Source organism: Mesorhizobium sp. WSM3626, from assembly GCF_000513935.1.
In the GTDB taxonomy this organism is placed as follows: domain Bacteria; phylum Pseudomonadota; class Alphaproteobacteria; order Rhizobiales; family Rhizobiaceae; genus Mesorhizobium; species Mesorhizobium salmacidum.
Window position 1 is genome coordinate 1 of the sequence record NZ_AZUY01000080.1, and the last position, 11476, is coordinate 11476.

Genomic DNA, 11476 nt, shown 5'->3' on the forward strand with positions numbered 1-11476 from the left:
ATCTCAAACAGGCAGTGGCCGGCCAGGCCATAACGCTCGTCCTCGACGACGAGGTCGAGATCTCACGCGGCAACATGCTGGTTTCGCCGGCCGCACGGCCGCAGGTCGCCGACCAGTTCGCCGCCAGCATCGTCTGGTTCGACGAAAATGCGCTGCTGCCTGGCCGGTCCTATATCCTGCGCACCGAGACCGATCANACCAGCGCCACCGTCACCGATCTGAAATACCGCATCAACGTCAACGACTTTGCCCATGAGGCGGCCAAGTCGCTTGAAATGAACGAAGTCGGCATCTGCAACATCTCGACGCGGACGCCGATCGCCTTCGATCCGTTTGGCGAGAACCGCACCACCGGCGCCTTCATCCTGGTCGACCGCATCTCAAACGCCACGGTCGGCGCCGGCATGATCCTGCATTCGCTGCGCCGCGCCGAAAACATCCATTGGCAATCGCTCGATGTCGGCAAGGGCGTGCGCGCCGACATGAAGAACCAGCGGCCCGCCGTGTTCTGGTTCACGGGGCTTTCGGGCTCCGGCAAGTCGACCATCGCCAACCTATTCGAGAAGAAGCTGTTCGCCACTGGCCGCCATACCTATATCCTGGACGGCGACAATGTCCGTCACGGTCTCAACCGCGACCTTGGATTCACCGACGCCGATCGCGTCGAGAACATTCGCCGCGTCGCCGAAGTGGCCAAGCTGATGGCGGACGCCGGGCTGATCGTCATCGTCTCGTTCATTTCGCCGTTCAGAGCCGAGCGGCGCATGGCGCGCGAATTGATGGCCAGTGGCGAGTTCATCGAAGTCTTTGTCGACACGCCTTTCGAGGAATGCGCCAGGCGTGACCCGAAGGGCCTCTATGCGCGCGCGCTGAATGGCGAGATCAAGAATTTCACCGGTGTCGATTCTCCTTACGAAGCACCGGAGAACCCGGAGATCCATCTCAAGACGCTCGGCAAGTCGCCTGAAGAGATGGTAGATGCCCTCTTCCACTTCGTCTGACGTCGAGGGGTGCAGGCTCCAATATAATAGCGCCGTTTCAGATCGGAGCTTCCGGTATCCAAGATGCGGGGGCTATCTCTCCCGGAAGGCGCGTTGGAACGAATCCACCAAGGGCTTGGTCAGATAAGCCAGAAACGTCCGTTCGCCCGTTGAGATGAATGTCTCGACCGGCATGCCTGGATAGATCTGCTCGGGCTTGATCTGCGGTGGCAGCTTGTTGGCCATTTTAAGCCGGACGGTGAAGTAAGGCAGCCCGGTATTGGGTGCCATCAGCCGGTCGGCCGAAATGTAAAAAACCTTTCCGGACACTTTCGGCGTCGTGCGCGCGTTGAGTGCCGTGAACATCATGTTTGCGTCCTGCCCGACCCTGATTGAGTCGATGTCTTCAGGCTTTATCCTGGCCTCGATGATGAGCTCGTTCGTGGTCGGCAGAAGCTCCATCGCGATCTCCCCGGCGCGGATGACGCTGCCTTCGGAATTGTAAAGCGAGCGCACGATGATGCCGTCCACAGGCGCCCGGATCGTCGTACGGTCCAGGACTGAACGCGCAGCGTTGATCTGTTCCTCGAGATCCGCGACCTCTGCCCGTGCTTTGTTCAGTTCCGTGACGGCATCCTCGACCCGGCTGGTTGTAAGCCTTTCAATCTGCTGACGTGCTTCCACAGTCTGGGTCGCCGAGCTGGCGATCTGCGCCTCCAGAGATCCCGCCTGTCCTACCAACTCGGCGGTACTGCGCAGAAGATTGGTATATTCGGACCGATTTGTGAGTCCTTTTTGTAGCAGGTCTTTTTTTCTTTCGGTCTCCTCGTTGACGATCACAAGCTGATTTTCCGCTGCCTTCTTTTGAGCCTTTAGCCCCACAATGGCGTCCTGAAGTGCTGCAACCCTTTGCTTCAGTATCCCCTGTTCCGCGCCATAACGTGCTAGCCGCGCCTGAAATTCCTTGTTTTGCTCGCCGAAGACATCGCTATATTCGGAAGCGCCTGAATAGGCTCCGAGGTCACTGGACAAGACAATACTCTCAAGGCCGTCGCGCTCTGCTTCGAGCCGAGAAATCTCGGCTTTTTGTGCAACCCACTGCTTGAGAACCCGGTTGAGCTGGGACCGCGCCATCGTCGGATCGAGCACGATCAGGGCCTGGCCTCTTGAGACCCTGTCACCCTCGCGAACTCTAATGCTCCTGACAACGCCTCCTTCGAGGTGCTGGATCATGACATTCTGCCCTGCCGCGGCGACCACACCCGGCGCAATGGTTGCTCCAGCAATCGGCGCCGTGGCTGCCCAGAACCCGAAGCCGAGCACGAAAACGGCCACGCTTGCATATCCCGCCAGCATGATCCGATCTGTGCGTGTATCGATGTTGCGCTGCCAGCGATAAGCCTTGGCGCCAGCCTGGATGGTTTGGCTAGGGGCCGTCATTTGCGACTTTTACCTCTACGCGAGCCTGTGACGGGAAAGGCACCACTCCTTCATTGTCATGCGACTGAGCGGCCGCCGCTGCTGCCGCTCGGGCCCGTCGCTGAGCAAGTTCGTCGAGCACGTCCTTGGTCAAACCGTAAATCTCGACCTGACCGTTCAGCAGCATGAGGATGCGATCGCATTTCGAAGCGAGGGAGGGCCGGTGGGTAATGACGAGGACGGTCGTCTTTCGCGACCGCGCTTGGATGATCGCCCGCTCGAGCGCGGCTTCGCCGTCGGAATCAAGATTCGCGTTGGGCTCGTCGAGAACCAGTATCTTGGGATCGCCGTAAAAAGCGCGTGCAAGGCCGATGCGCTGACGCTCGCCGCCTGAAAGGCGAACGCCAGCGGGGCCGATCACCGTCGAGTATCCGTTCCTCTGCCCCATGATCAGCTCATGTACCTGCGCCTTCCGGGCCGCTTGAACTAACTTCTCGTCGGATGCGTCCGGCTCAAAGCGCGCAATGTTCTGTGCGATGGTTCCAGGGAAGAGTTCCACATCCTGTGGAAGGTAGCCTATGTGACGGCCGAGTTCCTCCGGATCCCAGTTTCGAATATCGCCGCCATCGAGACGGATCGCGCCCGAACGGGGTTGGATTGCACCGACGATGAGCCGCGCCAGCGTCGATTTTCCTGCCTGGCTCGGGCCAACGATCGCGACGGTCTGGCCGGCTGGGACCTCGAAAGTCACCCGCTTGATGAGCGGCATCGCACCGTCGGCCGAACCTGGAAGATGATAGACTATCTGATCTGCGCTCAACACTCCATCGGGACTCGGCAATGCTGGGTTTTCCTGCTTGTCCGGCCCGGATTGGGAAACCGAAAGCCGCTTCCATGCAAGATTGGCGTCGGTGATCTGCCGCCAGCTTCCAACGATCTGATCAAGAGGTTGCAAGGCCCGCGCCGATATCATCGATGAGGCAAAGATCATGCCTGCGGTCATTTCATTGTGCAGAACCAGATATGCACCGACGCCCAATATCGCGATTTGCAGCACCGATCGCGTCGTGCGGGACACACCACCATAGAACGCGTTGATGCGAGCCAGTCCGTCGGAGGCGTGCAGTGAGTCTGAAAAACGGATCCCCCAGAACTCTATCGCGTTGGACACCATCCCAAGTGCGCGGACCGTTTCGAAGTTTCGCGCGAAGGCCTGCGCCGAATTCATTGAGGCGCTAAGATTGTCCGCCGCCTCCTTGCTGGGTCGCGAACTCGCGATCTGGTTCAGCACAGCGATGGCAACCATGAGAACCGCACCGATAACCGTTACCAGGAAGAGCAACGGATGGACGAAGTAAAGCAGGCCCACGAAGATCGGCCCAAAAGGGAGGTCGAATAGAAAAAAGATGGTTCGCGAGGCGATGAACCCCCGCAGGGTCGCCAAGTCGCGCAGGGCCTGGACGTCGCCGAGACCGGCACGCGGACCGCTCATTGCCGCAAGAAATGATGATGCACCCAAAGAGACATCCAGCCGAGCGGCGAGCTGGCTCGCATATACGCTGCGCACGACTTCGAGTACGCCGAACAGCAAGAGCGACGATAGAGCAAGCAAGGTCAAATAGGCGAGCGTATCGAGGTTGGCCGCAGGCAAAACCCGGTCATATACCTGCAGCATGTAGAGAGGCAGAATCAGCACCAGGGTGTTCATTGCCGCGGAGAAGAGGCCCATTTCGACCACACTCCTCGACAGCACCCTTCTGTTCGTAAAGCTGGGCATCTAAATCGCACCCGGGGCAAACGATCACATTAGACAATCTGTATATATCATACGGTGTTGCGATGCCACCAGTTGAGATTCTTTTGATGGCCATGATGATGAACGCAAACGGGCTAGCGATGCGACAATTGCGGTTGTCCAAGGAGCATCGAGGCGAGAAGCCGCGCCTCCTGCTATGACCGACCTATTTGCGCCGCAAATACACCCTGCCCCTCAGTGCGACTGAACGGGATTCCGCCAACATGGCAACACGTCCAGGCTTATGAGGGTGCTTCCTCCTCTTTGGAAATCCCAAGCCCGATCGGCTACCCAAGGCTTAAGGTAACTCTTGCACCCGAGGTCGTGGCGTTGTGCCTAATCCGGCAAACCGGACGTGCGATCCTGGAGCGTACGCATGGTCGCTTCGTAGACGCTTCCGATTTCTCGGTCGATCTCTTGGCGTGCGATGCCTTGAGCCTCTGCCGCCCGCACGGCGTCGGCCGCCATGGTGGTCACGACGAGGGCTGCGTCGTCAATTCGCGGCGGTAGATGGTCGCAAATCCATTTGCGTAGGAAATCAGCGGCGCGCCTGCTCATATTCCATTACACCTCAACCCGAGGTAGCCTCAGCGAATTCCTCGTTCGCCTCCACGATGCCATGTGCAGCCGCTCGCTCGAGCCAGAGGCGGCTGGCCAACGGGTCGCGCTCTCCGGCGAGACCTTTGGCGAGATACCGGCCCAGCATGAGTTGGGCCTGGCCATGCCCACATTCGGCGGCAGCCGAGAACCACTTCTGCGCCGCCACTTGGTCGATCGGCAAACCCTGGCTGGAGCTGTGCAGCGCTCCGAGCGCAAACATTGCCCCGACATGACCGGCGGCGGCGGCTCGTTCGAACAACTGCACCGCGGCCTCTGGCGAACGATCGCCGCCACGGCCATTGAGCAGCATCTCCGCGAGTGCCACTTGCGCGTCGAGTATGCCGCCGTCGGCAGCCTGGGCAAACCAGGCGCGGGCCTGCTGCGCATCGGCCGCCACCCCGCGCCCATCCCTGAGGATGCGCGCATACATATATTGGGCCTCGGCCACGCCCTCAGCAGCGCGCCTTAGCCATTGCGCCGCCTGACCTTCGTCCTGGGGCACGCCGATGCCTTTGACGAAACAGAGGCCGAGATTGAATGCGGCGATCAGATCGCCTGACGATGCGGCGGCTTCGAACCATCCTGCTACATTTGTGGTGTCGTCCGCCTCTCCAATCCCTTGCAGAGCGAGGTTGGCCATATCGACTTGTGCTGCCTGATTCCCGCTGGTTGCGGCGGTGCGCAGCCAGCGTGCCCCCTCCTGCTCATCCCTGGCAACACCGTTTCCCGTAAGGTAAAGGGAGCCTAGGGCGCGAGCGGCGGCCTGATGACCCGCCTCGGCCGCCCGTCGATACCATGTTGCGGCTTCTGCATAATCCGGCGGTCGGTACTTCACGTTACGCTCCCCCAGGAGGTACGCCGCCTCGACGTTGCCGGCCAATGCGGCACGTCGCATCCACGCCTCCCCGGCCACAGGATCGAGGTCACCGAGGCTCCCCTCGATCATCGCCAATCCCAATCGGAATTGGGCCGAGGGCAGGCCTTGCTCCGCAGCCGCCTGATACAGCCGCGCCGCGGCAGCAAGGTCGCCCGCGACGCCCAGCCCGTGCTCGGTGAAGATCGCAAAGAGGTAGATTGCGGTCGGCAGGCCAGCATCGGCGGCACGACGTACCTCGTCAGCAATTCTGTCCCGTTCCGCGAGCCCACCTTGCCGGGCCAGCGAAAGGGCGAGACCGAGGCGTCCTTCGGCGCAGCCGGCCGCGGCCGAGCGCTCATACCAACGATGCGCTGCATCCGCATCGCGCATCGGTCCGGGACCCCTGGTGAGGATATAGCCGAGGACTGCTTGACCGGTTGCCGAGCCTGCCTCGGCCGCCTTCGTGGCAAGCTCGCGTGCCGCCACGAAGTCCGGCTCACCCAAGGTGTCTTGTTCGAACAGGCGTTGCGATGCAGGGCGCTTGACATCAGCTTCAGATGTCGCCAGTCCGCTCACATAGAGTGCGGCGAGGAGCGCCTGTGCATCGGCGCTCCCGCGTTTTGCCGCCCGCCAGAGCCACCGCGTCCCCTCCACGCGGCTCGGCGGCACACCCGAGCCTTCAAGATAACAACGCCCAACCCGATATTCGGCGTCGGCGATGCCCGCGCGCGCGGCGGTCGCCATGAGCGGAAAAGCTTCCGAAGGCCTGCCGCTGTCAAAAAGCTGCACCGCCCGCCGCAATGCTGCCGCAGGGTTGGCGAAACCAGTCAGCCGATCCAGAATTGTCATCGATCCGAGTCCCTGATGTCCTCCATCTGGCCGCGCGCCGCATCCTATGGCTCACGCATGGCTTCCTGGCCGATCGGTAGCATCGCGCCGAGAATATATTTGAGGACCGTGCGTTGGCCGACCTTGACGTCCGCGGTCACGGGCATGCCGGGGCTGACGATGAAACCGGCGGGTACCCCGTGCAGCGCGACGTGGTCGATGGAAATGCGAGTCCGATAGAATGGCTCGGCATCCGAGGGCAGCATGGCCAGGGAACTGTTGGGGTCGCGTGCTTGCTCCTGCGCAGAAAAGGAATCCGGGCTGAGCGTTCGCACGGTGCCGTGGGCGAGGCCGTATTGCGAATAGGGGAAGGTGTCGAACTTGATGACCACGGGGTCGCCGACGTGCACGAAGCCGCTGCTGCGGCCGACCACGTTTGTCTCAATCTCAAGCGGCGCGTCGGCCGGCACCAGCGTGATCAAGCGCTCACCCGACTGGAGGACCGAGCCGACCGAGACTTTCGCCACCGACTGGACGATGGCGTCTGCTTCGCTTTTCAACTCTACCAACTGCTTACGCAGCCTTGCCTTGTTGAGGAGTTCGCGAGCGTCGGACATCCGAGAGGTCGCGTCGGACAGACCCTGTGAGACTTCCGCTCGCCAGCTTTGAATGTAGCCGTCGCGCTCGGCGGCCACCGCAGCCTGCTGGCGCTTGGCAGCCTCTGCTGTTTGCTCGGCATTGCCGAGTGCCCGCGACATCTCTGCCGAATTGTCTTCCGCGATAAGGGTATTGAGGCGGCTTCCGACCTGTCTTTCTTCCAGCTGTTTGCGCATCTGTTCTATCGATGCCGCGACCGAGAGCCGCTGCCGGTAGCCGAAGGCATCCGATTGAGAACGCGAGATCACCGAACTGAGTTCATCGCGTTGCCGGTCGAAATTCTCCAGCTTGGCCTCGTAGACTGCCTTGCGGCGCTCAAAGATAGACGCCTGCAGGGTCCAGCTCGGGTCGAGACCGTCATAGTTGAAAGCTTGGCCATCGGCCTCCGCCTTCAACCGCGCCACTTCTGCCTCAAGCGTCGCGACCTGCATCGCCAGCGACTGGAGGTCCGCCGAGGCAAAAGTAGCATCGAGGCGGGCAAGCAATTGCCCGGCTTTTACGTGCTGACCTTCGCGCACGTCGATCGAGCGGACGATCGCCGTCTCCAAAGGTTGCACAATGATGTTGGGCGATTTTGAAACCACCAGCCCTCTGGCCGTCACCACCTGGTCGACCGGTATCAGTCCCGCCACGGCAATCAAGGCAACCACCATGCTCGAAATAATCCAGACGACACCGCGCGCCGACCGAGGAATTGGCGCATTGGCGACCGCCGTCGACGGCCATTGGAATTCGAGAATGGCTGGTGTCGTCGGATCGCTCGTCTTTATCCGACGCAAACGGGCGGGGTGGATGGTGAGAGAGGTGGTGGTCATGGCTTGCTGGACCTGGGGTGTAAGCACTCGAAGTACAAACAGTCTCGAATGAAACCGATCCCGTCCATTCCATCTTCAGTCGAAGTGCGATGGCCAAAGGAACGGTTCGCCGTCTTGCGGGCGATCATTGTTGAAAGCTCGAATCGACCGCCGCTCGACATCGGTCAACCCGACCGCGGCGGTACGGCGACCGGACGGCCGTGGCGGCCATCGAGGTGCCGGTTCTGCTGCGCCCACAGCTGGCGGTAGAGCGCGCATCGTTCGAGCAGGATCGCGTGGGGGGCGACGTCGAGGACCTTGCCCTGCTCCATGACAAGGATCTGGTCGCACTCGGTGAGCGAAGAAAGCCGGTGCGAAACGATGATCATCGTTCGCCCGCTAGCGATGCGCATGAGATTGGCGCTGACGACCGCTTCACTCTCGGGATCGAGTGCGCTGGTCGCTTCGTCGAGGATAAGGACGGTCGGATTGTGGATGAGGGCGCGCGCGATCGCCAGCCGCTGCTTTTGACCGCCCGACAGATTGGGCGACCCTTCCTCGATGTACGTGTCGTAGCCATTCGGCATTCGTTCGATAAATTCTTCGGCGCCTGCCAGATGCGCGGCTCGCATCGCGTCGGAAAGCGTCAGGCCCGCACGCCCGGCGATGATGTTCTCGCGGATCGACCCGCGGAACAGGAAATTGTCCTGGAGCACCACGCCGAGCCCCTGGCGAAGGTGACGCAGGTTGAATTCCTTGAGGTCGACACCGTCCAGCTTGAGGAAACCGCTATAGTCGCGGTTGATCCCCTGCAGAAGGCGCGCGATCGTCGACTTTCCCGACCCGCTGCGCCCGACAATACCGAACATGGTGCCTGCCGGAATGTTGAAGCTGACCCGGTCGAGCGCCGGCGTCCTGGTACCGATATAGCTGAAGGTCAGATCGCTGAACGTGACGTCGCCGAGAAGCCTCGGTCTTAAGCCTTGGGAATTCGAACTGCTCTCCAGCGGCCGGTTGAGGACCGACGCCGCCTCGCCGATCGCTGCGCCGACCTCCTCGTAGTCTTCGATCAGGCGCGCCAGCCCGACAAGCGGTTGGGCGACGCGCTGGGAGATCATCATGAAGGCGAACAGGCCGCCTACCATATAGCCGGAACTGTCGTTCATGGCGAGATAGGCCCCAATCAGCATTGTGCCGAGCACCATGGCACGTTCGATCGGCGTTACCAGGGTCTGCGGCCAGCTGGCGAACTGCCCGAAAGCCAGACGCGCCCTTCCCGCCTCCGCCACCTGCTCGTCCCAAAGCGCCTTGCGTTGCGGCTCGAGACCTAGTGCCTTCACGGTCTTTATCCCGACGACAGTTTCGCCGAGTGCCGCCGACTTCCATGTCTCGGCTTCAATCACCCGCTGGTACCTCCGGCGCAGCGGCTTGAGGAAGGCAAGAATGATCAGTACGATCGCGCTTGCGCAGGCAATCACGATCCAGGCGAGCTTGGCGTTGATGTAGAACATCACCGGTACCAGCACGCAGAGCGTTATCAGATCAAGGAACGTGCTGAGGAGTTTGCCGGTCAGGAACTCGCGGATGCGATAGACCTGGGCGAGATGGTACAGCGTCTCGCCGGCCGGATGACGCTCAAAATAGTCAAGCGGCAGGCGCAGGAGCCTACTGAAAATGTGCAGTTGCAGCTTGGTGTCCAGGCGGGCGCCGACGACGTTGATGATCAGCCGCCGTGCGTGACCTAAGAGCGTTTCGTAGGCGAAGACGACGGCGATTATGGCCGACAAGAGCAACAGCGTCGAGACACTGTTGAACTGCAGCACCTTGTTGACCACCGTCATGACGATGAGCGGCGGCAGGATGGTAAGGACGCTGAGCGTGAACGAGGCGATGGCGACATCACGCAGAGGCCGGCTTTCGAGCCGCACCAGGTCGGCGAGCCAGCCGAGAGTGAAAGGCGCGTCCGCCGCAACAGAGGATCGCGCATTTCGCAGCAGCACCGCCTCGCCCGTCCACACCTGCGACAGGCGCAACTCGTCGATGGCGGTGGATTCACCGTCATCAGGCGCGTCCACGCCTTTGAGGAAGACCAGGTTGCGCTCGGCACTGGCCCCGGTGAGGATCCCCGCGCCGCCATCGCTGAACAGCAGGACGACTGGCCCGGCATCCTGGAAGCGCAAGAGGTGGGACCAGCGAACGCGGACGGCGCGAGACCACATACCGCCGTTGCGCGCCCACTCGGACAGGTCAGCGGAGGTTGGAAACGGGCTTGCGCTCGCCGCCCTGAATTCGTTCGGGTCGAGCTCGACCCCGTGATAGCGGGCGACCCGCAACATCGCCTTGAGACGCTGCCCGACCTCTTCAAACTCGGCGGGACCACCGGGAAGCCGCCCCAGTTCGGTCGTATCGGCTTCGATGCCGGCGCGGACCGCCACCGGCTGGATTTCGGCGCTCAGAGGGATATTCACCATGGGCTTCCCTCCGACACGCAAGCGCCGATACCCCAGGCGCCCGCCGATACCTCAAGCGGGAACTGAGTGACGCCGAGCCGGACGGTCGGACGGACCCGTCCCCGGTCGGAAATGGCGGGCGCGCGGACCCTGCTTTCCGCAGAGCGCGCGCGCCCGTTTCTCAGCCTTGGACTGGTTCCTATCGTGGTCTGTCCACTTACCATTCCTGCTCACTCATGCGGCTTCAGAATATCCTTCAGAGCCTTCTTCACCGTGTCGTCGCTGTTGGCGCTGCCCGCACCATGCTTGAGGTCCGAGGTCAGGTCGGTGCTCGCACCCAGCGGCTTGTTCTGGTTCTGGCCAAATCCCCTGACCGTGTTGAGCACGTTCAGGAGGTCGGTCGTCACCGAACCGGCCGCTAGTCCGATGAGCTGGCGGAACGACGCAGGGCTTACGGCATCACTATCGGTCGAGCCGGATTGCAGGAACTGCGTCGAGTCCTTGAGCCCGAGGGTGCTGGCCGTGACCGTGGCGATGTGACCGTCAGGGGAGCCATCGGCGTCAGTGCCATCATTGGGATGGCCTTTCCCCGGATTGCTGCTGTCGTTGTGGTCAGGATCGTTGCCGCCACCGTTGTTGCCATGGTGGTGGTCACCGGTCTCACCGCCAGGCCCCGTCGCTCCGGTCGGACCTGTCGGACCAGGCGCTCCGGTAGAGCCGGTTGCACCAGTCGAGCCAGTTGCTCCGGTCGAACCTGTCGCTCCGGTCGAGCCTGTAGCTCCGGTCGAGCCTGTAGCTCCGGTCGAGCCAGTTGCACCAGTCGAGCCAGTTGCACCAGTCGAGCCTGTCGCTCCAGTCGAACCTGTCGCTCCGGTCGAGCCTGTCGCTCCAGTCGAGCCGGTCGCACCGGTCGAGCCGGTCGCTCCGGTCGAACCTGTCGCTCCGGTCGAGCCTGTCGCTCCAGTCGAGCCGGTTGCGCCGGTCGAGCCAGTTGCCCCGGTCGAGCCTGTAGCTCCGGTCGAGCCGGTTGCACCAGTCGAGCCTGTAGCTCCGGTCGAGCCAGTTGCACCAGTCGAGCCGGTTGCACCAGTCGAGCC

The 11476-nt window shown here is 61.9% G+C and carries 9 protein-coding genes; 1 reads left to right on the forward strand and 8 read right to left on the reverse strand.

The window, feature by feature from the left end:
* Positions 1–1001: adenylyl-sulfate kinase (cysC, locus tag M653_RS01000000134070; RefSeq protein WP_032936514.1), on the forward strand; the 1001-nt coding region annotated here is incomplete at its 5' end.
* 72 nt (positions 1002–1073) lie between these two features.
* Here the strand turns inward: cysC and M653_RS0130570 are convergent.
* From M653_RS0130570 to M653_RS1000000138025, 8 genes are all read right to left on the reverse strand, one after another.
* The gene (locus M653_RS0130570; RefSeq protein WP_084637070.1) at positions 1074–2420 is read right to left on the reverse strand and encodes an HlyD family type I secretion periplasmic adaptor subunit; all 1347 of its coding nucleotides are present in this window, start codon (positions 2418–2420) and stop codon (positions 1074–1076) included.
* Positions 2407–4176 carry a type I secretion system permease/ATPase gene (locus M653_RS01000000134075; protein WP_084637072.1) on the reverse strand — a complete coding sequence of 590 codons (1770 nt, stop codon included), beginning with the start codon at positions 4174–4176 and terminating at the stop codon, positions 2407–2409. The genes M653_RS0130570 and M653_RS01000000134075 overlap by 14 nt, the downstream gene beginning before the upstream one ends.
* A gap of 354 nt (positions 4177–4530) precedes the next feature.
* Positions 4531–4752, reverse strand: a complete 222-nt coding sequence (locus M653_RS0130585; protein ID WP_027146702.1) for a DUF768 domain-containing protein — start codon at positions 4750–4752, stop codon at positions 4531–4533.
* 13 nt (positions 4753–4765) lie between these two features.
* The gene (locus tag M653_RS0130590) at positions 4766–6499 is read right to left on the reverse strand and encodes a tetratricopeptide repeat protein (RefSeq protein WP_027146703.1); all 1734 of its coding nucleotides are present in this window, start codon (positions 6497–6499) and stop codon (positions 4766–4768) included.
* Positions 6500–6543: 44 nt separating this feature from the next.
* Positions 6544–7950 (reverse strand): HlyD family type I secretion periplasmic adaptor subunit, encoded by a 1407-nt coding sequence (locus M653_RS0130595; protein ID WP_051442887.1) that lies wholly within the window; start codon positions 7948–7950, stop codon positions 6544–6546.
* A 164-nt stretch (positions 7951–8114) separates the two neighbouring features.
* The gene (locus tag M653_RS0130600) at positions 8115–10400 is read right to left on the reverse strand and encodes a peptidase domain-containing ABC transporter (protein ID WP_027146705.1); all 2286 of its coding nucleotides are present in this window, start codon (positions 10398–10400) and stop codon (positions 8115–8117) included.
* A gap of 209 nt (positions 10401–10609) precedes the next feature.
* On the reverse strand, positions 10610–10786 hold the full coding sequence (locus M653_RS1000000138020) for a hypothetical protein (protein ID WP_245262412.1): 177 nt from the start codon (positions 10784–10786) through the stop codon (positions 10610–10612).
* Positions 10787–11039: 253 nt separating this feature from the next.
* Positions 11040–11476 (reverse strand): hypothetical protein (locus tag M653_RS1000000138025; protein WP_027146706.1); only part of this gene is annotated, 437 nt, incomplete at its 5' end.

Bases quoted from the DNA above. Each gene is read 5' to 3' on its own strand.
- M653_RS01000000134075 (WP_084637072.1), bottom strand. From the start codon at position 4,176: ATGCCCAGCTTTACGAACAGAAGGGTGCTGTCGAGGAGTGTGGTCGAA.
- M653_RS0130600 (WP_027146705.1), bottom strand. From the start codon at position 10,400: ATGGTGAATATCCCTCTGAGCGCCGAAATCCAGCCGGTGGCGGTCCGC.
- M653_RS0130585 (WP_027146702.1), bottom strand. From the start codon at position 4,752: ATGAGCAGGCGCGCCGCTGATTTCCTACGCAAATGGATTTGCGACCAT.
- M653_RS0130570 (WP_084637070.1), bottom strand. From the start codon at position 2,420: ATGACGGCCCCTAGCCAAACCATCCAGGCTGGCGCCAAGGCTTATCGC.
- M653_RS0130590 (WP_027146703.1), bottom strand. From the start codon at position 6,499: ATGACAATTCTGGATCGGCTGACTGGTTTCGCCAACCCTGCGGCAGCA.
- M653_RS0130595 (WP_051442887.1), bottom strand. From the start codon at position 7,950: ATGACCACCACCTCTCTCACCATCCACCCCGCCCGTTTGCGTCGGATA.